Source organism: Diaphorobacter sp. HDW4B (assembly GCF_011305535.1).
Lineage (GTDB): Bacteria > Pseudomonadota > Gammaproteobacteria > Burkholderiales > Burkholderiaceae_C > Diaphorobacter_A.
The window spans coordinates 2,561,355-2,580,295 of sequence record NZ_CP049905.1; the positions used below are offsets into that span (position 1 = coordinate 2,561,355).

The following is an 18,941-nucleotide window of genomic DNA, read 5'->3' on the forward strand; positions in this document are numbered from 1 at the left end:
GGAATTGTAGATAGGTTGGGGGTTTTGTGTCGGGTGCCGGGTGTTCGCCCCGGCGGGCGAGTCCCTTTTTGCTTGCGCGCAAAAAGGAACCAAAAACGCGCTTGAATTCGGGGGCACACGATAGAACTCACTTTGCGCCGTAGGCGCGCCGTTCGGACAACTATCGTGAGTCAGACCAAAAACTGGGGGAGGGCGCTGCTGCATTCTGCGATGCAGCAGCGGAGGCGCAAGCATCGTGACGGAAATGTCGATGTTTAAGCGCGAGAGTTCAATTCGTCATGCGGCTTGCACATAGGCATCTCGCGAAGTCGCGAGATGCAGGCACGAGCAACGCGAAGTGCCGTGACACACCTCTTATGAAAACACTGACTCACGATAGTTGTCCGAACGGAGCGCCTACGGCGCGCAGTGAGTTCTATCGTGGGTATTCAAAAGCGCGCTTTTGGTGACTTTTCGCGCGCCAGCGAAAAGTTACTCGCCCGCCGGGGCGAACTCCCGGCATCCGTAAGAAAACCCCTAGCAGGAGCAAAAGAAAACTACATAGCCCAAATCCGAGGCCGAACCCCTTCCACCTGCCAAACAGCAGACCGCCACTCCCCCCAAACCCTCTGCCACAACACCATGAGCGGCTCCACAACAGGAGCCACCCCCCGCAACACAATCATGTGTGCATTGGGCGCAGTCACCCCCGCAGCAACCCCATCAGGCAGATCACCAAGCACCCCATGCGTAGCCTCAAGCAATGACTCCCGCAAAGCCCGGGACAAAGCAGTCCCGGAAGCAAAAATCAAACTCCCCATGCACCGCGCACCCGCCAGCCCAAGCGGCCCGTTCATCAACCGATCATCGAGCGCATCGATCACGCCGCGCTCCAGAAACCGACCGGGCCAGTGGATGTGCTGCACAAAACGCCCTTGCGCATAAGGTTCGTTTGCATGCGGCAGACCGAACGCGGTGATGTCCCAGGTGATGAGTTGCGACTCGGGTGCCAGGTCCAGATGCACCTCGTTCACGGCATCGCAGGCGTTGTAGGCGATGGCTTCGAGCGGCAGCCATTCGAGGCGCGCGCCGGGCTCCAGTGTGATCTTGGTGCGCTGCATGCCTTGTGCGCCGTTGCTGCGGTAAAAGCGCGTGGCGCCGGGTGTTGTGACGAGTGCGTGCGCGCCTTGTTGCACGCGCACGCTCATGTCGAGCAGGTCGCCGCCGACGATGCCGCCCGGTGGGTGGACCAGCACGTTGTGGCAGATGCCGGGGCCTTCCGGGTGCAGGCTGCGCAGCACGCGCAGCGGGCCATCGTGGCTGAAGTGCAGGCGCGTTGCGCCATGGCGCTCGGAGTAGTCGAGATCAAGACGGGCAAGCCAGACCATGGGTGCTGATGGTTAGTTAAACCACTGAAATGCGAGTTAACGGAAACTGCTGAATTTTCTCAGATAGCGACAAGCTGGCGTACGCCCTTGGATTGCATCTCGTTGCCGGGTCCACTGGCAATGACTTCGCCGCGTTCCATGACGACGTAATGGTCCGCCAGTTCTTCGGCAAAGTCGTAGTATTGCTCGCACAGCAAAATCGCCATGTCGCCCCGGTTGGCCAACATGCGGATCACGCGGCCTATGTCCTTGATGATGCTGGGCTGTATGCCTTCTGTGGGTTCGTCGAGGATCAGAATCTGAGGCTTGGGTGCCAGAGCTCGGGCGATGGCCAACTGCTGTTGCTGACCGCCCGAGAGATCGCCGCCGCGTCGGTGCAGCATGGTTTTCAGAACCGGGAACAGCTCGAAAAGTTCGCTTGGAATCTGCGCGCCGCCGCTCTTGTAGGCCAGGCCCATGCGCAGGTTGTCTTCCACCGACAGGCGCGAAAAAATCTCGCGACCTTGCGGCACATAGCCCATGCCTGCGCGGGCGCGGTCATACGGTGCGCGGCGCGAGATGTCCGCGCCTTGCCATTCGATCTTGCCGCTCTTGATGGGCACGAGTCCCATCAGACTTTTGAGCAGTGTGGTCTTGCCCACGCCGTTGCGGCCGAGCAGCACGGTGACCTTGCCTTTTTCGGCTTTGAGATTCACATCGCGCAGGATGTGCGATCCGCCGTAGAACTGGTGCAGGTTTTCAATTTTCAGCATCGCACATTACCTTCCCAGATAGACCTCGATCACGCGCTCGTCGGCCTGCACTTCGGCGAGTGTGCCTTCGGCCAGCACCGAGCCATCGCACAGCACGGTGACCTTCTCCGAGATGGTGTCGATGAACGACATGTCGTGCTCCACCACCATCAGCGAGTGCTTGCCCTTGAGGCTCAAGAACAGCTCTGCCGTGCGCACGGTTTCCTCGTCCGTCATGCCCGCGACGGGTTCGTCTAGCAAGAGCAGCTTGGGCTCCTGCACCAGCAGCATGCCGATCTCCAGCCATTGCTTCTGGCCGTGGCTCAGCAAGCCGGCCTGGCGCGTCACGCTGCTTGCAAGGTGAATCGTGTGCAGCACCTCGCCGATGCGATCGCGCTGTGCGCCGGTGAGCTTGAAGTTCATCGATTGCGCTACGCCCTTGTGCGTCTTGAGCGCGAGTTCGAGATTTTCAAAAACCGAAAGCTGCTCGAACACGGTGGGTTTCTGGAACTTGCGGCCAATGCCCATGGCGGCGATCTGTGGCTCGTTGTAGCGCAGCAGGTCGATGGTCGAGCCGAAGAACACCGTGCCCTTGTCGGGCCGCGTCTTGCCGGTGATGATGTCCATCATCGTGGTCTTGCCCGCGCCGTTCGGGCCGATGATGCAGCGCAGCTCGCCGGGGGCGATGTCCAGGTTCAGACCGTTGATGGCCTTGAAGCCGTCGAAGCTCACATGCACATCTTCGAGATAGAGAATGCGGCCGTGCGTCACATCGACTTCGCCGGGCAGCACATGGCGCGACATGCTGGCCGTGCGCCCGCCCGATTCCGTCGCGCCCACGGTGGCCTGCAGATGGTGCAGGTGAATGGTGCGCCGCTCCGTGCCTGCTTCCATGAGATCGGGTGTCATGCGCTTGCTCCCTTCGCGATGGGGGTGGTTGGCTTGGCTGTGTTGGTTGTGATCCTGGCGGCGGCCTTGCCGCTGCGGGCCGCGCGGTATTCGCGCCATTGCTTGACGAGACCGACGATGCCGCCGGGCATGAACAGCGTGACCGCGATGAACAGCAGGCCCAGCACATACAGCCAGTATTCGGGCGCGGCCATGGTCAACCAGCTCTTGCCGCCGTTGACGGCAAACGCGCCGATGATCGGGCCGATCAGCGATGCGCGGCCACCGACGGCGGTCCACACTGCCATCTCGATGGAGTTGCCCACGCTCATTTCGCTTGGGTTGATGATGCCGACCTGCGGCACATAGAGCGCACCGGCGAGGCCGCACATCATGGCCGAGATCACCCAGATCGTGAGCTTGTACGAAAGCGGGTTGTAGCCGCAGAACATGGTGCGCGATTCGGCATCGCGCACGGCCTGCAGCACGCGGCCAAACTTGGCTTTCACCAGCCAGCGTGCCAGCAGATAGCAGCCCAGCAGCGCGATGCCCGACAGCGAGAACAGCAGCACATGCATCTGCGGTGTGTTCAGCGAGAAGCCGAGAATCGTCTTGAAGCCGGTGAATCCGTTGTTGCCGCCAAAGCCCGTCTCGTTGCGAAAGAACAGCAGCATGGCCGCGTAGGTCAGGGCCTGCGTGATGATCGAAAAATACACGCCTTTGATGCGCGAGCGAAAGGCGAAGTAGCCGAAGATGCCGGCCAGCAGACCCGGCACCAGAAACACCAGCAGCACGGTGGCGATGAAGCTGCCCGACAGCGCCCAGGCCCATGGCAGTTCCTTCCAGTCGAGGAACACCATGAAGGGCGGCAGCGCATCAGGGCCTGCGGCCTCGCGCATCAGATACATGCCCATCACATAGCCGCCAAGCGCGAAGAACAGGCCGTGGCCCAGGCTCAGAATGCCGGTGTAGCCCCAGATCAGATCGATGGCAAGCGCGCAGATCGCATAGCACATGAACTTGCCGAGCAGGCCGATCATGTAGTCCGACAGGTGCAGCCAGTGACCTTCTGGCACCATCAGATTGAGCGCGGGCGCGACGGCGGCGACGATGATGAAGGCGACGAGAAACAGCGTCCAGCCGCGACCGCTCAGCAGCGGTGCGGGCTTGGGCAACTCAAGGGTCGTCGTTGGGATTGCAGTCATGTGCTTATGCCTCCGCGCTGCGGCCCTTCAAGGCGAAGATGCCTTGTGGACGCTTTTGAATGAAGATCACGATGAAGAGCAGCACGGCGATCTTGGCCAGCACCGCGCCGGTCCAGCCTTCGAGCAACTTGCTGAGCACACCGAGGCCGAGCGCCGCATACACCGTTCCGGCGAGTTGCCCCACGCCGCCCAGCACCACCACGAGGAACGAGTCCACGATGTAGTTCTGGCCGAGGTCCGGCCCCACGTTGCCGATCTGGCTGAGCGCGCAACCGGCCAAGCCCGCAATGCCGGAGCCGAGCGCGAACGCATAGGTGTCGGTGCGCGCGGTGTTCACACCCACGCAGGACGCCATCGCGCGGTTCTGCGTGACGCCGCGCACGAACAGGCCAAGCCGTGTGCGCGCAATCATGAAGGCCACGCCGCCGAGCACGAGGAAGGCGAAGATCACGATGCAGATGCGGTTCCACGGCAGCGTGAGATTGGGCAGCAGCGTCAAGCCGCCGCTCATCCACGAGGGGTTTTCCACACCCACGTTCTGCGCGCCGAACAGGCTGCGCACGGTCTGCTGCAGCACGAGGCTGATGCCGAAGGTGGCGAGCAGTGTTTCGAGCGGACGGCCGTAGAGAAAGCGGATCACGCCGCGCTCCAGAATCGCGCCGACGGCTGCCGACGCGAGGAACGACACCGGAATCGCCAGCACCAGATACCAACCGAATGCGGCTTCGGGCAGAAAGCGTTGGAACGCGACCTGAACCATGTAGGTGGCGTAAGCGCCGATCATGATCAGCTCGCCATGCGCCATGTTGATCACGCCCATCAGCCCGTAGGTGATGGCCAAGCCGAGTGCAGCCAGCAGCAGCACGGAGCCAAGGCTGATGCCGCTGAAGATTTCGCCGAGGCGCTCGCCCCAGGCCAGGCCGTCTGCAATCTCGGCCACGGCGCGCTGCAGTGCTTTCTTGACCGCCGGGTCTTGCTCATCGGCCATGCGCTGGTTGAGCAGCAACTGCGTCTCGGGCGTCTTTTCATGTGCGAGCGCGGCAATCGCATGCAGGCGCTGTTGCGGGTCTTCGCTGGCCAATTGGCTGGCGGCTTTGGCGCGTTCGAGCAGGCTCTTCACCTGCGCATCGGATTCCTTGGCGAGCACCTTGTCGATGAGTTCGACGCGCGACGCATCGGGCTCTGCGGCCAGCTTGGCTGCGGCCTTGCGGCGCTCGGTCGCATCGTTGCTGTTCAGTGCGAGAGCCGCTTGCGCGACGTCGATCACGCCGCGCAGATAGTTGTTGTTGACCACGTCTTCCGCATCGGTGGGCAGCGTCGTCGCGTTGCCGGTGGCGGGGTCGATGGCCTTGTCGTTCTGCACGATGTAGGCCTTGCCGTTCGCAGTTTTCACTTCGTCGTTGGCGAGCGCGGCAAGGAATGCTGCGACCTGCGCACCGGGCGTCTGCACGGCTTGGTTGATGGCTTCCACGCGTTGCTCGCTGTCATCGGCAGCGGCCATGTGGAAGGCTTGCTCTGCGGTGAGCGCGTGGGCACCGAAGCTGGAAAACAAGGCCAGCGCGGAAATCGCTGCAGCCGCCGCTTTCGCACCCCAGAAGCCTCGCTTGCGAGGGGCGCAGTGAATGCCGGTTGTGCGTGTCATGGTCGTGCAGATGTTCTGAATGGGGGCCTGAAAACAAGGCCCGAAGTGGCCTTCGACCGGTGGATGGCGAAGGCTGGGGTGAGGGGCAAACCAACCTCTGGTACGTTGCTGTGAACAGGTTCCTAGCACCGACCCTCACCCCATTCTTCTTTCGCATTGAGCGAATGAAGAAATCGGAGACGACAGAAAAATCACATGGCCGACTTGCCGTTCGGCTCATCCTTCTTCTTGTCGTTGCCTTCGATGTACGGGCTCCATGGCTGGGCCTTCACGGGGCCCTTGGTCTTCCACACCACGTTGAACTGGCCGTCGGCCTTGATCTCGCCGACCATCACCGGCTTGTGCAGGTGGTGGTTCTTCTCGTCCATCTTCACGACGAAGCCATCGGGCGCGGTGAAGGTCTGGCCGGCCATGGCGGCGATGACCTTGTCCACATCCGTGCTCTTGGCCTTTTCGACCGCTTGCTTCCACATGTGGATGCCCACCCAGGTGGCTTCCATCGGATCGTTGGTGAGCGGCTTGTCCTTGTGGCCGGGAATGCTCTTGGCCTTGGCGTATTCGCTCCACTGCTTGATGAACGCGGTATTGGTCGGGTTCTTCACGCTTTGGAAGTAGTTCCACGCGGCCAGATGGCCGACCAGCGGCTTGGTGTCTACGCCGCGCAGCTCTTCTTCACCCACGCTGAAGGCCACCACAGGCACGTCCTTGGCCTTCAAGCCGGCGTTGCCCAGTTCCTTGTAGAACGGCACGTTGGAGTCGCCATTGATGGTCGAGATCACCGCCGTCTTGCCGCCGGTGGAGAACTTCTTCACGTCGGCCACGATGGTCTGGTAGTCGCTGTGGCCGAACGGCGTGTAGGTTTCCATGATGTCGGATTCCTTCACGCCCTTGGACTTGAGGAAAGCACGCAGAATCTTGTTGGTGGTGCGTGGGTAGACATAGTCCGTGCCCAGCAACACAAAGCGCTTGGCGCTGCCGCCTTCCTTGCTTATCAGGTATTCGACGGCGGGAATCGCCTGCTGGTTGGGCGCTGCGCCCGTGTAGAACACGTTCTTGGAAAGCTCTTCGCCCTCATATTGCACGGGGTAGAACAGCAGGCCGTTGTTCTGCTCGAACACCGGCAGCACCGACTTGCGCGACACGCTGGTCCAGCAGCCGAAGACCACGGCCACCTTGTCCTGCGTGATCAGTTGCTTGGCCTTCTCGGCGAACAGCGGCCAGTTGGAGGCCGGGTCCACCACCACGGGTTCGAGCTTCTTGCCCAGCACACCGCCCTTGGCGTTGATGTCGTCGATGGCCATCAGCACCGTGTCCTTGAGCACGGTTTCCGATATCGCCATGGTGCCCGAGAGGCTGTGCAGCACGCCCACCTTGATGGTGTCCTGCGCATGCACATTCGCTGTGAGGCCCAGACCCAGCGCCAGCGAGGCAGCCAGCGTAGTAAGTGTTCCGCGACGGTTCATCATGATTGCACCACTCCAGTTAGAGGAAGAATTGACCGGTCCAAAACGAGACCGTCCCTCTTCAGTGCAATAGCTGTGCCAACGCGTGGCAAACGCTGAGGCGGGCGAGTGCGCGCGGCTGTTGGCACTCTGTGCTGCAATGCGCAGCACGTGCCTTTGTGGGCTGCGTGCACCAAATGCGAGGAAATCTGCGCACCAAACAAGGGCGCTCGCGAAGGCTTGCACCGTCATGCAGACAGCGCACAATTTCAGCCGACCCTTGGCGGTGCGCTCTGCACGCTTGCAGTGCGTGGCCGTTCACCAAAATGAGATGTGGCCCGCTTTTTGCAGATGACACCGCATCGGTAGGCCGCGTCGCCACCCCTTCAGACAACCGGGAATCCGCAGATGGAACTCACACCACGCGAAAAAGACAAGCTGCTCATCTTCACCGCCGCCCTGCTGGCCGAACGCCGCAAGGCACGCGGGCTCAAGCTCAACTATCCTGAATCGGTGGCCTTCATCAGCGCCGCCGTGATGGAGGGCGCACGCGACGGCAAGACCGTCGCCCAGCTCATGAGCGAAGGCCGCACCATCCTCACGCGTGACGACGTGATGGACGGCATCGCCGAGATGATCCCCGACATCCAGGTCGAAGCCACCTTCCCCGACGGCACCAAGCTCGTCACGGTGCACCAGCCCATCATCTGATCGCGCGCGCCACTTTCACATCGAACGCACATCGAACAAACACCGGACACCGCCATGAAGACTCTCCACAAACTCCTCGTCGCCAGCACCGGCGCAGCCTTGGCTGCCGCTGCACCGCTTTCCGCATTCGCCCACGCAGGCGATCACACCCACAGCCACGGCGTGCTCGACAGCTTTGCACAAGCCTTCGCCCACCCCTTCACCGGCGCAGACCACCTGGCCGCGATGGTCGCAGTAGGCGTGTGGAGCGCCCTCGCCGTGCGCCCCGCTTGGCGCGCACCGCTGGCCTTTGTCGCACTGCTGGTGGCAGGCTGCGTCGCAGGGTTTGCAGGCTTGGTCGTGCCTGGCGTCGAACCCATGATCGCCGCCTCCGTGCTCGTGCTCGGCCTGCTCGTCGCAGTGCAAAAACGCATGCCATGGGGCGTGGCCGCACTGCTCGCAGGCACCTTCGCCTTCTTCCACGGCGCAGCCCATGGCGCAGAACTCGCAGCCGACACCGGCCTGATGGCAGCCGCCGCACTCGCAGGCATGGCGCTAGGGTCGGCTACTTTGCACCTCACCGGCATGGCCCTCGGCAACGCAGCCCTGCAACGCCACACATGGATCGCCCGCGCAGGCGGCGTGGCCACCGCAGCGCTGGGCGCATTCATGCTCACCCGACTGGCTTGATCCCACAACGAACCGAGAGGCACGACATGATCCCCGGCGAACTGCTCATCGACGAAGGCCACCACGAACTCAACGTGGGCCGCGAGCCCATCACGCTCCTGGTGAAAAACGCCAGCGACCGCCCCATACAGGTCGGCTCGCACTACCACTTCACAGAAACTAACGCAGGCCTCTCGTTCGACCGACAAGCCGCACACGGCATGCGCCTGAACATCGCCAGCGGCATGGCAGTGCGCTTCGAACCAGGCCAGCAACGAACCGTAGAACTGGTCCCCTTCGCAGGCGACCGCCAAATCTACGGCTTCAGAGCACTGATCATGGGCGGCATCTGACAATGCCAAAAACACTCGCGCCCCAACATCTCGCGAAGTCGCGAGATGAACAGGCACGAGCGAAGCAAAGTGCCGAAACCACCTCTTCCAAACTGACTTCCGGCGGTTGTCCGAACGGAGCGCCTCCGGCGCGCAGTGAGTTCTGCCGGATGACTTCAAGCGCGTTTTTGATTACTTTTTGCGCGCCAGCAAAAAGTGATTGCCCCGCCGGGGGCAGTCCCGGCACCCGCACCAAACACCCGAGCGGCAGCACAAAAAGTGCCCCAAGCCAAAAGCAGATGAGATAGCCCCATCATGGCAAAAATAGACAAACGAGCCTACGCCGAAACCTTCGGCCCCACAGTCGGAGACCGAGTCAGACTAGCCGACACCGACCTCATCATCGAGGTAGAGCAGGACTACACCCTGCGCGCAGGAACCTACGGCGAAGAAGTCAAATTCGGCGGCGGCAAAACCATCCGCGACGGCATGGCCCAAAGCCAGCGCGCAAGAAGCCAAGGCGCGATGGACACCGTCATGACCAACGCCCTGATCCTCGACCACTGGGGCATCGTCAAGGCCGACATCGGCCTGAATGATGGCCGCATCGCAGCGATCGGCAAAGCAGGCAACCCTGACACCCAACCGGGTGTGGACATCATCATCGGCCCCGGCACCGAGATCATCAGCTGCGAAGGCTGCATCGTCACCGCTGGCGGCATCGATTCGCACATCCACTTCATCGCGCCGCAGCAGATCGATGAAGCGCTGGCGAGCGGCATCACCACCATGATCGGCGGCGGCACCGGCCCGGCCACCGGCACCTTCGCCACCACCTGCACGCCCGGCCCTTGGAACATGGAGCGCATGCTGCAGGCCGCAGACGCGTTCCCGATGAACCTCGGCTTTCTCGGCAAGGGCAACGCCAGCCTGCCGCAGGGCCTGCACGAGCAGATCAGCGCGGGCGCCATCGGCCTCAAGCTGCATGAAGACTGGGGCAGCACACCCGCTGCCATCGACAACTGCCTGAACGTGGCGGAAGAGACCGACACGCAGGTGGCGATCCACACCGACACACTCAACGAATCGGGCTTTGTGGAAGACACCGTGGCCGCGTTCAAGGGCCGCACCATCCACACCTTCCACACCGAAGGCGCGGGCGGCGGGCACGCGCCCGACATTCTCAAAGTGGTGGGCGAGGCCAACGTGCTGCCCAGCTCCACCAACCCCACGCGCCCCTACACCATCAACACGCTGGACGAGCATGTGGACATGCTGATGGTCTGCCATCACCTCGATCCGTCGATTGCCGAAGACCTCGCGTTTGCCGAAAGCCGCATCCGCAAGGAAACCATCGCGGCCGAAGACATCCTGCATGACCTCGGCGCGATCAGCATGTTCAGCTCCGACAGCCAGGCCATGGGCCGCGTCGGCGAGGTCGTGCTGCGCACCTGGCAGACCGCGCACAAGATGAAGCTGCAGCGCGGCGCACTCAAGGGCGACGGCGCACGCAACGACAACTTCCGTGCGCGCCGCTATATCGCCAAGTACACCATCAACCCCGCGATTGCGCACGGCGTGAGCCACGAAGTGGGCAGCATCGAAGTGGGCAAGTGGGCCGACCTCGTGATCTGGAAACCCGCGTTCTTCGGCGTGAAGCCCTCCGTCATCATGAAGGGCGGCTTCATCGCCATGGCCGCCATGGGCGATCCGAACGCATCGATCCCCACACCGCAGCCAGTGCACTATCGCCCGATGTTCGGCAGCTTCGGCGGCGCGATTGCCAAGACCTCGCTGACGTTTGTCTCGCAAGCCGGTTTGCAAGCGGGCATTGGCGAGCGCTTTGGTCTCGCCAAGCAACTGTCCGCCGTGAAGGGCATTCGCGGCGTGGGCAAGCGCGACATGATCTTGAATGACTACGCGCCGCGCATGGAAGTCGACGCGCAGACCTATGCCGTGCGCGCCGATGGCGATCTGCTGACTTGCGAGCCTGCGGTCAGCCTGCCGATGGCGCAGCGTTATTTTCTGTTCTAGACCATGCTGAACCAGCCCTCAACGTGCCGCATATCCCTGAATCGGGCGGCCTGCGTCGTTGCAAATGCTCGCAATAGCACGGGCTATTGCTGCGCTTTGCGCCTCGCATCCCATCCCGATGCAGGGCATGCGGACACGTCAGGACTGGTCCATCCCGGTCTTGAGCTGAAAAGGACTGTTCGGATGCTCTCTGCCCGTGCCGCGATACCAAGCCAGCCAGTCGCTCGCGTCGATGACCGGCGTGCCTTGCACAATCGCGGGCAGCGCTTCGTAGAACAGCACGCGCAGGCTCTGCTCGTCGCCATCGGGCAGGGCCACCTTCACTTCCAGAATGCGTTTCGCGTATTCGCCAAAGTCCTGCGGCCAGATGCCTTCGATGCCGTCCATGGCCTGCTCCAGCGCATCGTTGAGCGGGTACACCTCGGCCAGCACGGATTGCGTTCCGTCGAGCGAAAGACCGGGGTACCAGCCCAGATCATGCAAGGTGCCGGTGAGCAGCGTGACACCCGTGCGCACAATGCCCGGCTGCAGCCGCGCGATGTCGTTCACGCCACCCGCGCGCAGCGTGCCGTAAACGGCCACATGCAGCGCGCCGCAAGCGTGCCAAGGGGCTTGTTGGTCGGAAGCGGGGGTGGTGATGGTGGAAGCAGTCTGACCCATGGTGCCAATGTAATTTCTGTGAAAAGACCCCATCACATGCATGTTGCATGCCATATGCATCTCGGGTTCTCTAATTCTTCTGTGGATGGATGACGCAGACATGCTGCAAATGAACAAACTGCTCGCGCAAGGCGCGGGCCTCTCCAACGTGTTGATCAAGCGCGCCACCACGGTCGAACTCGATTGGGACGTGCGCCAGAAAAGCCGCTTTGCCGCGACAGACAGCGCGGGCCGCGAGCTGGCCATCTTTCTGCCGCGCGGTCAGGCCGTGCGCGGTGGCGATGTGTTGGTCGGCGAAGACGGCTCGCTGGTGCGTGTGATCGCCGCGCCGCAAAAGGTGCTGCACATCACTTGGTGCAAGGACCACGGCACGGCCTTCGACCTGATGCGCGCGGCCTACCACCTCGGCAATCGCCATGTGCCCATCGAGCTGCAACCCGATCACCTCAAGATCGAGCCCGACCATGTGCTGGCCGACATGCTGCGCAGCATGCACATGATCGTGCACGAGGCCGATCTGCCCTTCGAGCCCGAAGGCGGTGCATACGGTGGTCATGTGACCAACGATGGGCACAGCCACCACGGTCATCACCATCAACATCATCACGCGCACGGTGAGCACGAACACGATCACCACCACGGGCATTGAGTGAGCGACATGTCGTCCAACGCCTGCGCCCCAACGCTCTCCGCGCACAGCCTGCTGCAGCTCATGTGGCTGGCTTCGCCCGCGTTGCCGATTGGCGGCTTCTCCTATTCGGAAGGTCTGGAAGCCGCCATCGAAGCGGGCCGCGTGCATGACGAAGCAAGCGCCGCGGATTGGCTGGTGCATCAACTGCACCTGACCCAATCACGCAGCGACATCGCCGTGATCGCGCAGGCCATTCCTGCGTGGCGCGCTGGCGATGCCGTGCGCGTGCAGTCGCTCAACGACTGGGTGATCGAAACGCGCGAGACCAGCGAGCTGCGTCTGCAAAGCGAGCAGATGGGCCAGTCGCTGGTCGCGTGGCTGCGCAATCAGCATCCGGGCAACGAAGCGGTGGAGCAGTTGGCGCAGCTCTCCAACCGCACGCCGACTTATCCCATCGCGTTTGCATTGGCCGCCTCGCTCACGCAGGCACCGCTGCAGGACTGCCTGCTGTCCTATGCCTTCGGCTGGGCCGAAAACATGGTGCAAGCCGCCATCAAAGCCGTGCCGCTCGGGCAGAGCGCAGGGCAACGCATTCTGGCGCGACTGGCGGGCGAAATCCCTGCCGCAGTGAATGCCGCCATGTTGCTGCCGGACAATGAACGGGTCGCGTTTTCGCCCATGCTGGCGATTCTTTCTGCAAGGCACGAGCACCAGTACTCGCGTATCTTTCGCAGTTGATCCGCAAGCCACCCGCAGGAGCCCAACGCACCATGAACAGCCTGAATAGCAGCACAAATTTTGCCCGCCTTCCCGAGCCACCGTACTACGCCGTCATCTTCAGTTCGCAACGCACGGATGGCGATAAAGGCTACGCAGCCATGGCGGATCGCATGGCCGAACTGGCATCGCAGCAACCCGGTTATCTCGGGGCGGAAAGCGTGCGCGATGCCCAGGGCTTCGGCATCACCGTGTTGTACTGGCAAAGCGAGGAAGCCATTCGCCACTGGAAGCAGAACACCGAACACCAACTCGCGCGCGAGCAAGGTCGCACCGGTTGGTACGCGCATTTCGAACTGCGCATCGCCAAGGTCGAGCGCGCTTACGGCAAAGCGCCGTGAGTGATCTTCAAAACACATTTTTCCAGGTCGAGATTCAAATGAGCCATAACGCCACCGCACTGCACCACATCTCCAACCGCACCAAGAAGCTGCCGCCCCTGCGCGTTGGCATTGGCGGCCCGGTCGGCTCCGGCAAGACCACGCTGCTCGAAATGCTCTGCAAGGCCATGCGCGAGAAGTGGGACTTGATCGCCATCACCAACGACATCTACACCAAGGAAGACCAGCGCCTGCTCACCATCAGCGGCGCGCTGCCTGCCGAGCGCATCATGGGCGTGGAAACGGGCGGCTGCCCGCACACGGCGATCCGCGAAGACGCGTCCATCAACCTCGAAGCCATCGACCGCATGCTGGGCGATTTTCCCAACGCCGACATCGTCTTCATCGAATCCGGCGGCGACAACCTGGCCGCGACTTTCAGCCCGGAACTCAGCGACCTGACGATCTACGTGATCGACGTGGCAGCGGGCGAAAAGATCCCGCGCAAGGGCGGCCCCGGCATCACCAAGAGCGACCTCTTCGTCATCAACAAGACCGACCTCGCGCCACATGTGGGCGCCAACCTCGACGTGATGAAGAGCGACACCGAACGCATGCGCAACACGGCCAAGGGCATGAAGCCGTTCGTGATGACGAACCTGAAGACGCTGTCGGGTCTGGATGACGTGGTGGCCTTCATCGAAAAGCAGGGCCTGCTGACCGCGTGAGCGTCTGGGTGGACTAGGGTTCGACGCAGTTTCGCTGCGCCGCCCGTTCAGTAGAATCGCGCCAAGTTACACCACCAACAAGCGCGGCTACATTGGACAAGACATTCATCAAAGGGCTAGTGCTCCTCGAAGCCATGGCCCGCAATGACAAGGGCTCGGGCGTCAGCGAGCTCGCATCGCAGTTGCTGCTCAACAAGAGCAATGTGCACCGCCTGCTGCAGGCCCTCGTGCACCAGGGCTTCGCGCGCAAGAACGCCGACACCAACCGCTACGAGCTCACCATGAAGATGTGGGAGCTGGGCTCGCGCATCTCCTCCAAGCTCGACGTGCGCCTGGAATCGCTGCCCTTCATGAAGCAGCTCGCCGAAGAAACGCAGGAGACCGTGCACTTGTCGATCCTCGACGGCGCGGAAGTGCTCTACATCGAAAAGATCGACAGCCCACAACCCGTGCGCGCCTACACCACCGTCGGCGGCCGCGCCCCCGCGCAATGCGTGGCCACCGGCAAATCCATGCTGGCCTGGGCGGATGAGGAAGTGCTTGCCATCGTGAAGAACCGCCTCAAGCCGCATACCGAAAAATCCATCGTGCGCTTCGGCGATCTGCGCAAGCAACTCGAAGACATCCGCACCAAGGGCTACGCGATCAACACCGGCGAATGGCGCGAACAGGTCGTCGGCGCAGCCGCCCCGATCCGCGACGCTTCGGGCCAGGTGGTGGCGGCACTGGGGATTTCCGGGCCTGCGGAGCGCTTGAGCATCGAGGCGCTGGAGAAGAGTGGAAAGCGGCTGATCGAAGTGACGGAGATGGTGTCGCGGAGGTTGGGGTTCAGTCGGGGGTATTGACGATTCGCGACGAACGGCATTTAGGGGGTGTCATGCATGCACTTGTCGAATTGGTGGCCCGGTGGAGGAATGAAGGTCTGGACTTGGCGGAACCTGTGTCGGCGGCGCAAGTGCAGGCAGTCTTTTCCAAACTGGGCGCTACCGCTACTCCTGATGTGCTTGCGATGTATGCCGCGATCGGCGGAATGCACGAAATGGACAGGGAGCTTTGGTGTCTCTGGCCGTTGGAGTTGATCGAGCGGGAGAACGTGGATTCTTCGCCAGATGGCGTGCTGTTTGCCGACTACATGATCAATTGTTGGTGCTATCGGTTGAAGAACAATGGAGATGGCACCAGCGCGGTATGGGTTGATCCTCCGGATGGCTCGTCATCTGTTCCAGTGGCCAGAACGTTGGCTGAATTTTTTGAGTTGTACAAGACCGATGCGACGCAACTGCTGGACCCTGCGGCTAGTCAGTGATCGAAAGGGGAGCGATGATCTTTTTGGCAATCACCCCGAAGGGGCTTGAGGATGCACTGAGCATCGCGCGGAAATCCGGAGCGCAAGTCTGGTGTGGCGCTGATGCAATTTCGGAGGACAAGTACCGCGAGACGACAGGCGGTCATCTTTCGCGATTCAACTACGAGCTCGGGGTAAGAGACCGCGAAGTCATCGAGGGTGCAGTAGACACAATCAGCGGGCACCATCCTGACGAGACGGTGTGGGTGGAGGCGGTGTCGCCAGATACTGACGCAATCGATGCGAGGGCGTCGGAGTCGAGCAGTCCTGAAATGAAAAAGTCTGAGCACCTCGATCTGTCTGCCAGCGCTGCTCAGAGGCTGGCACAGTTGGGCGGTAGTGACCCGGACGGTGGCGAAATCCCTCGTCGCGGAAGCCACTCAGAAGAAGGATGAGTCAGGCACCTGTCCTGCAATCGTGGATCGGGACGAGAACTCAGCGGCTCTCACCCCGATACACCCGAATCCTTTCCTTCAATCCCGGCGCAGAAGCCGATGCCACCAGCGCCGCCATGTCCCCGTCGCGATGCGCAGTGTCTCGCGTCAGGTCACGCAGAAACTGACGGCTTGCTGCGGGCAAAGACAAGGTGCTTGCGCTCACTTGTTCGATCAGCGCAGGCCATTCTTCCTGCATCTTCGTGCCTTGCAAAAAGCCGATGCGTTGCGCGTGTTCGTCGTTGAACGTGGCAGTGGTTTCGAGCAACGAATAAGCATTGCTCTCGCCTACTAGACCTGCAAGGCGGCGTGTGCCCAAAGCCAGGCCGAATTTCAAACCGGGCATGCGAAATTTGCTTTGTGGGGCGCACCAGCGATGACGGCACGCTGCAAACAGATCGACACCCGCGCCAAAGTTGTTGCCGTGCGCGAGTGCGAGCGTGGCGAAGGGGCCGTAGGCGATCTCTTGCAGCAGGGTTTCGATGCGCACAAAACGCAGCAGCAAGTCGCCTTCGCTTTGCTCTTCAAAGCCGGTGAAATCGAATCCGGCGGAGAAATTCGCGCCCGCGCCTTGCAGCACCAGCAGCGGTGCCTGCGCGGCTTTGGCGTCCTGTACTGCGGCGAGCAGTGCTTCGATCAGATCGGACGAGAGCGCGTTGCGCTTTTCCGGGCGATTGAGCGTGAGCGTCCAGTGCGTGGGCTGCTTGTCGATGAGCAGCACGGGGGGGGTTGTCGAGGACGGATCGCAGCTCATTTCGCAGCCACCTTGTCGCCCGCCAGAAGCTCGTCGTTGTGCTCCCCGAGAGCGGGCGGATTCATGCGCACGGGCTGGCCCTGGCCGTTGATCTTGATGGGCGAGACAAAGGTTTGCGTGACGTTGTCGCCCGGCAGGGTGATGTCCTGCACCCAGTCCATGTGCTCGACCTGCGGGTCCTTGAGCACCTGTGAATACGTGTTGATCGGCGCGCTGGGCACACCGACCTTGGCGAATTCCGCGAGCCAGTGCGCGGCGTCCTTTTGCAGAAACTTCACTTCGAGCAGATCGCGCAGTGCCACCTGATTCCTGGCGCGCGTGGTGGGCGAGGTGAAGCGCTCATCGTTCAGCAGCTCGGGCATGCCGACGACTTCGGTCACCGAGCGCCACAGCGCGTTGTTGCCTGCGGCCATGGCGAAGTAGCCATCGCTGCAGCGGAAGGCCTGATAAGGCGCGTTGCGCGGATGCGCGGAGCCGAGCTTGCCGGGGTCACGGCCGCTGCCGAAATATTCCGAGGTCTGCAATGCCGCGATGGCGAGCGATGTGCCGAGCATGGGCACGTCGATGTGCGCGCCTTCGCCGGTCTGCTGCACATGACGCAGCGACGCGGCGACGGAGTACGCGGCGTACAGGCCCGCGGCAAAGTCGCTCAGCGGCACGCCGCATTTGACGGGCGCGCCGCCGTTCTCGCCGGTCACGCTCATGATGCCGCTCATCGCCTGAATCGTGAGGTCAAACCCGCCTTCGCTCGCGCGCGGGCCGGTCTGGCCGTAAGCGGAAATCGAGCAGTACAGCAGGCGCGGGTTCGCGGCTTTCAGCGATTCGTAGTCAAGGCCCAGTCGCTTCATCACGCCGGGTCGGTTGTTCTCGATGAGCACATCGGCGGTCTTCACCAGTTCGCGCAACTTGACCAGATCGTCGGGCGATTTGAGATCCAACGTGACCGAGCGCTTGTTGCGGTTGAGCGAGGCAAAGTTCTCGCTGAACCCATCGGTGATCGGCGGCCAGGTGCGCAGCGTGTCGCCGCCCGTGGGGTTCTCGATCTTGATGAGATCCGCCCCCATGTCAGCCAGCAACAGCCCGCAGAACGGCCCGGCCGCGACATTGCACAGTTCGAGCACGCGCACGCCCTGCAGGGGAAGAATGGTGTTCTTGGGGTCCATGGGATGAGGTCTCCGGTCAGTACGCTGAAATTTTAATGTTCCAAAATATGGAACAGTGTTTCTGGAATTCGATGCTGCAAATTCTAGTCAGGTTCGAGGCTCGGTCAACCCGAAAGGCTTTCAGTCATGGATGCAATGTCGGGCGGCGAGCCAATGGCGCAATGGCCTGAAATGCCTTGAATCCAGCGGTATTGCAGCATTTCACGGCATCACTTTTACCCGATCTGCATATCTGGTTTGCGCATGAGCATGCTCGGAATCCGCATTGACATGGCATTTTCGCCGCGCCTATAGTGCTTGCATCCCATTTTGAAAACGGGCACCTCAGGTTGGCTTGGACGCAGAGAGAAGACCGAGTACGACTCGGTTTCTTTTTGGCCTGAGCAGAAAACAATGTTCCAAAATATGGAAATTTGATTTTCAGCCTGTCGCATCCGACGCGAACCAATCTGACTTGGGACCGCCCTCAACACAACAACAAAGCTTATGCACAAGCGTTTGGAAGATTTCGTCACTGCGATGACACAACTGGTGGGTGACGCACCCAAGGACGAGCCGCGCATCCTGAAAGAAGGCTCGCGCCTGCTGGGTGATCTGGTGCGTCATGACGACTGGCTCGAAGACCAGCATGCCGTGCCGCATGCGCAGTTCTATCAGCAATACCTGCTCTACCGCGCGCCGGACGATGCATTCTCTGTCGTGAGCTTTGTGTGGGGACCGGGTCAGAAGACGCCGATTCACGACCACACGGTGTGGGGGCTGATCGGCATGCTGCGCAATGCGGAAGTGTCGCAGTCGTTCGACCGTGACGAGAACACCGGCACGCTGACCGCTACCGAGCAGGTGCGGCTGGAGCCGGGATCGGTCGAGGCAGTGTCGCCGACCATCGGCGATGTGCATCAGGTGATCAATGCCTTTGATGACCGCGTGTCCATCAGCATCCATGTCTATGGCGCGGACATCGGCAAGGTGCGCCGCCATGTGTTCGATCCCGCGACGGGTGCGGCCAAGGAGTTTGTTTCGGGCTACGCCAACTAGCGCGCAGCCCAGACATCGAGGTGGCTTTGTCGCCTCATGTACCCATATTCAAGGAAAGTGGTTTTCCCGATCCCCCAAGGGTGTGACCGCG

At 61.8% G+C, this 18,941-nt stretch carries 21 protein-coding genes; 12 read left to right on the forward strand and 9 right to left on the reverse strand.

Annotation, left to right across the window (positions count from 1 at the left end; all coding sequences use genetic code 11):
• Window positions 1-536 precede the first annotated feature (536 nt).
• The 6 genes from G7048_RS11810 to urtA all read right to left on the reverse strand — a co-directional run bounded on the left by G7048_RS11810 (window position 537) and on the right by urtA (window position 7,296).
• The gene (locus G7048_RS11810) at window positions 537-1,367 is read right to left on the reverse strand and encodes an urease accessory protein UreD (RefSeq protein WP_166068327.1); all 831 of its coding nucleotides are present in this window, start codon (window positions 1,365-1,367) and stop codon (window positions 537-539) included.
• A 59-nt stretch (window positions 1,368-1,426) separates the two neighbouring features.
• Window positions 1,427-2,119 (reverse strand): urea ABC transporter ATP-binding subunit UrtE, encoded by a 693-nt coding sequence (gene urtE, locus G7048_RS11815; RefSeq protein ID WP_166068328.1) that lies wholly within the window; start codon window positions 2,117-2,119, stop codon window positions 1,427-1,429.
• A gap of 6 nt (window positions 2,120-2,125) precedes the next feature.
• Window positions 2,126-3,007: an urea ABC transporter ATP-binding protein UrtD gene (urtD, locus tag G7048_RS11820; RefSeq protein ID WP_166068329.1), complete on the reverse strand. Its 882-nt coding sequence runs from the start codon at window positions 3,005-3,007 to the stop codon at window positions 2,126-2,128.
• Window positions 3,004-4,191, reverse strand: coding sequence for an urea ABC transporter permease subunit UrtC (urtC, locus tag G7048_RS11825; RefSeq protein WP_166068330.1), 1,188 nt, complete (start codon window positions 4,189-4,191; stop codon window positions 3,004-3,006). Before urtC ends, urtD begins: the two co-directional genes overlap by 4 nt.
• A 4-nt stretch (window positions 4,192-4,195) precedes the next feature.
• Window positions 4,196-5,692: an urea ABC transporter permease subunit UrtB gene (urtB, locus tag G7048_RS11830; RefSeq protein ID WP_240933314.1), complete on the reverse strand. Its 1,497-nt coding sequence runs from the start codon at window positions 5,690-5,692 to the stop codon at window positions 4,196-4,198.
• 332 nt (window positions 5,693-6,024) lie between these two features.
• Window positions 6,025-7,296 carry an urea ABC transporter substrate-binding protein gene (gene urtA, locus G7048_RS11835; RefSeq protein ID WP_166070933.1) on the reverse strand — a complete coding sequence of 424 codons (1,272 nt, stop codon included), beginning with the start codon at window positions 7,294-7,296 and terminating at the stop codon, window positions 6,025-6,027.
• 387 nt (window positions 7,297-7,683) lie between these two features.
• Here urtA and G7048_RS11840 point away from each other — a divergent pair, with 387 nt between their 5' ends.
• The 4 genes from G7048_RS11840 to ureC all read left to right on the forward strand — a co-directional run bounded on the left by G7048_RS11840 (window position 7,684) and on the right by ureC (window position 11,000).
• A complete protein-coding gene (locus G7048_RS11840; protein ID WP_166068332.1) occupies window positions 7,684-7,986 on the forward strand; it encodes an urease subunit gamma in 303 nt (100 codons plus the stop codon).
• A 54-nt stretch (window positions 7,987-8,040) separates the two neighbouring features.
• Window positions 8,041-8,655, forward strand: a complete 615-nt coding sequence (locus tag G7048_RS11845; protein ID WP_166068333.1) for a HupE/UreJ family protein — start codon at window positions 8,041-8,043, stop codon at window positions 8,653-8,655.
• 26 nt (window positions 8,656-8,681) lie between these two features.
• Window positions 8,682-8,987 (forward strand): urease subunit beta, encoded by a 306-nt coding sequence (locus G7048_RS11850; protein WP_166068334.1) that lies wholly within the window; start codon window positions 8,682-8,684, stop codon window positions 8,985-8,987.
• 294 nt (window positions 8,988-9,281) lie between these two features.
• A complete protein-coding gene (gene ureC / locus G7048_RS11855; protein WP_166068335.1) occupies window positions 9,282-11,000 on the forward strand; it encodes an urease subunit alpha in 1,719 nt (572 codons plus the stop codon).
• A 138-nt stretch (window positions 11,001-11,138) separates the two neighbouring features.
• Here the strand turns inward: ureC and G7048_RS11860 are convergent, their stop codons facing one another.
• The gene (locus tag G7048_RS11860) at window positions 11,139-11,660 is read right to left on the reverse strand and encodes a gamma-glutamylcyclotransferase (protein ID WP_166068336.1); all 522 of its coding nucleotides are present in this window, start codon (window positions 11,658-11,660) and stop codon (window positions 11,139-11,141) included.
• A 100-nt stretch (window positions 11,661-11,760) separates the two neighbouring features.
• On the opposite strand from G7048_RS11860, the gene ureE reads away from it, so the two are divergent.
• The 7 genes from ureE to G7048_RS28450 all read left to right on the forward strand — a co-directional run bounded on the left by ureE (window position 11,761) and on the right by G7048_RS28450 (window position 15,856).
• A complete protein-coding gene (gene ureE / locus G7048_RS11865; protein ID WP_166068337.1) occupies window positions 11,761-12,309 on the forward strand; it encodes an urease accessory protein UreE in 549 nt (182 codons plus the stop codon).
• 9 nt (window positions 12,310-12,318) lie between these two features.
• Window positions 12,319-13,029 carry an urease accessory protein UreF gene (locus G7048_RS11870; RefSeq protein ID WP_166068339.1) on the forward strand — a complete coding sequence of 237 codons (711 nt, stop codon included), beginning with the start codon at window positions 12,319-12,321 and terminating at the stop codon, window positions 13,027-13,029.
• Between the two features lie 32 nt (window positions 13,030-13,061).
• A complete protein-coding gene (locus tag G7048_RS11875; RefSeq protein ID WP_166068340.1) occupies window positions 13,062-13,409 on the forward strand; it encodes an antibiotic biosynthesis monooxygenase in 348 nt (115 codons plus the stop codon).
• A gap of 38 nt (window positions 13,410-13,447) precedes the next feature.
• Entirely contained in the window at window positions 13,448-14,116 is a 669-nt protein-coding gene (gene ureG / locus G7048_RS11880; protein ID WP_166068341.1) for an urease accessory protein UreG, read from the forward strand.
• A gap of 134 nt (window positions 14,117-14,250) precedes the next feature.
• Window positions 14,251-14,961, forward strand: a complete 711-nt coding sequence (locus G7048_RS11885; protein WP_240933256.1) for an IclR family transcriptional regulator — start codon at window positions 14,251-14,253, stop codon at window positions 14,959-14,961.
• A 32-nt stretch (window positions 14,962-14,993) separates the two neighbouring features.
• Window positions 14,994-15,422: a hypothetical protein gene (locus tag G7048_RS11890; protein WP_166068343.1), complete on the forward strand. Its 429-nt coding sequence runs from the start codon at window positions 14,994-14,996 to the stop codon at window positions 15,420-15,422.
• A gap of 14 nt (window positions 15,423-15,436) precedes the next feature.
• Window positions 15,437-15,856, forward strand: coding sequence for a hypothetical protein (locus tag G7048_RS28450; RefSeq protein ID WP_240933257.1), 420 nt, complete (start codon window positions 15,437-15,439; stop codon window positions 15,854-15,856).
• Window positions 15,857-15,896: 40 nt separating this feature from the next.
• On the opposite strand, the gene G7048_RS11900 is transcribed toward G7048_RS28450, so the two are convergent.
• Window positions 15,897-16,649, reverse strand: a complete 753-nt coding sequence (locus G7048_RS11900) for an enoyl-CoA hydratase/isomerase family protein (protein ID WP_166068344.1) — start codon at window positions 16,647-16,649, stop codon at window positions 15,897-15,899.
• Window positions 16,646-17,812, reverse strand: a complete 1,167-nt coding sequence (locus G7048_RS11905) for a CaiB/BaiF CoA-transferase family protein (RefSeq protein WP_166068345.1) — start codon at window positions 17,810-17,812, stop codon at window positions 16,646-16,648. The genes G7048_RS11900 and G7048_RS11905 overlap by 4 nt, the downstream gene beginning before the upstream one ends.
• 486 nt (window positions 17,813-18,298) lie before the next feature.
• Here G7048_RS11905 and G7048_RS11910 point away from each other — a divergent pair, with 486 nt between their 5' ends.
• Window positions 18,299-18,850, forward strand: coding sequence for a cysteine dioxygenase (locus tag G7048_RS11910; RefSeq protein WP_166068346.1), 552 nt, complete (start codon window positions 18,299-18,301; stop codon window positions 18,848-18,850).
• Window positions 18,851-18,941 lie beyond the last annotated feature (91 nt).

Excerpts from the sequence above, each read along its gene's own strand:
- G7048_RS11810 (WP_166068327.1), bottom strand. The coding sequence starts at position 1,367 with ATGGTCTGGCTTGCCCGTCTTGATCTCGACTACTCCGAGCGCCATGGC.
- urtE (WP_166068328.1), bottom strand. The coding sequence starts at position 2,119 with ATGCTGAAAATTGAAAACCTGCACCAGTTCTACGGCGGATCGCACATC.
- urtD (WP_166068329.1), bottom strand. The coding sequence starts at position 3,007 with ATGACACCCGATCTCATGGAAGCAGGCACGGAGCGGCGCACCATTCAC.
- urtC (WP_166068330.1), bottom strand. The coding sequence starts at position 4,191 with ATGACTGCAATCCCAACGACGACCCTTGAGTTGCCCAAGCCCGCACCG.
- urtB (WP_240933314.1), bottom strand. The coding sequence starts at position 5,692 with ATGGCCGCTGCCGATGACAGCGAGCAACGCGTGGAAGCCATCAACCAA.
- urtA (WP_166070933.1), bottom strand. The coding sequence starts at position 7,296 with ATGAACCGTCGCGGAACACTTACTACGCTGGCTGCCTCGCTGGCGCTG.
- G7048_RS11840 (WP_166068332.1), top strand. The coding sequence starts at position 7,684 with ATGGAACTCACACCACGCGAAAAAGACAAGCTGCTCATCTTCACCGCC.
- G7048_RS11845 (WP_166068333.1), top strand. The coding sequence starts at position 8,041 with ATGAAGACTCTCCACAAACTCCTCGTCGCCAGCACCGGCGCAGCCTTG.
- G7048_RS11850 (WP_166068334.1), top strand. The coding sequence starts at position 8,682 with ATGATCCCCGGCGAACTGCTCATCGACGAAGGCCACCACGAACTCAAC.
- ureC (WP_166068335.1), top strand. The coding sequence starts at position 9,282 with ATGGCAAAAATAGACAAACGAGCCTACGCCGAAACCTTCGGCCCCACA.
- G7048_RS11860 (WP_166068336.1), bottom strand. The coding sequence starts at position 11,660 with ATGGGTCAGACTGCTTCCACCATCACCACCCCCGCTTCCGACCAACAA.
- ureE (WP_166068337.1), top strand. The coding sequence starts at position 11,761 with ATGCTGCAAATGAACAAACTGCTCGCGCAAGGCGCGGGCCTCTCCAAC.
- G7048_RS11870 (WP_166068339.1), top strand. The coding sequence starts at position 12,319 with ATGTCGTCCAACGCCTGCGCCCCAACGCTCTCCGCGCACAGCCTGCTG.
- G7048_RS11875 (WP_166068340.1), top strand. The coding sequence starts at position 13,062 with ATGAACAGCCTGAATAGCAGCACAAATTTTGCCCGCCTTCCCGAGCCA.
- ureG (WP_166068341.1), top strand. The coding sequence starts at position 13,448 with ATGAGCCATAACGCCACCGCACTGCACCACATCTCCAACCGCACCAAG.
- G7048_RS11885 (WP_240933256.1), top strand. The coding sequence starts at position 14,251 with ATGGCCCGCAATGACAAGGGCTCGGGCGTCAGCGAGCTCGCATCGCAG.
- G7048_RS11890 (WP_166068343.1), top strand. The coding sequence starts at position 14,994 with ATGCATGCACTTGTCGAATTGGTGGCCCGGTGGAGGAATGAAGGTCTG.
- G7048_RS28450 (WP_240933257.1), top strand. The coding sequence starts at position 15,437 with ATGATCTTTTTGGCAATCACCCCGAAGGGGCTTGAGGATGCACTGAGC.
- G7048_RS11900 (WP_166068344.1), bottom strand. The coding sequence starts at position 16,649 with ATGAGCTGCGATCCGTCCTCGACAACCCCCCCCGTGCTGCTCATCGAC.
- G7048_RS11905 (WP_166068345.1), bottom strand. The coding sequence starts at position 17,812 with ATGGACCCCAAGAACACCATTCTTCCCCTGCAGGGCGTGCGCGTGCTC.
- G7048_RS11910 (WP_166068346.1), top strand. The coding sequence starts at position 18,299 with ATGCACAAGCGTTTGGAAGATTTCGTCACTGCGATGACACAACTGGTG.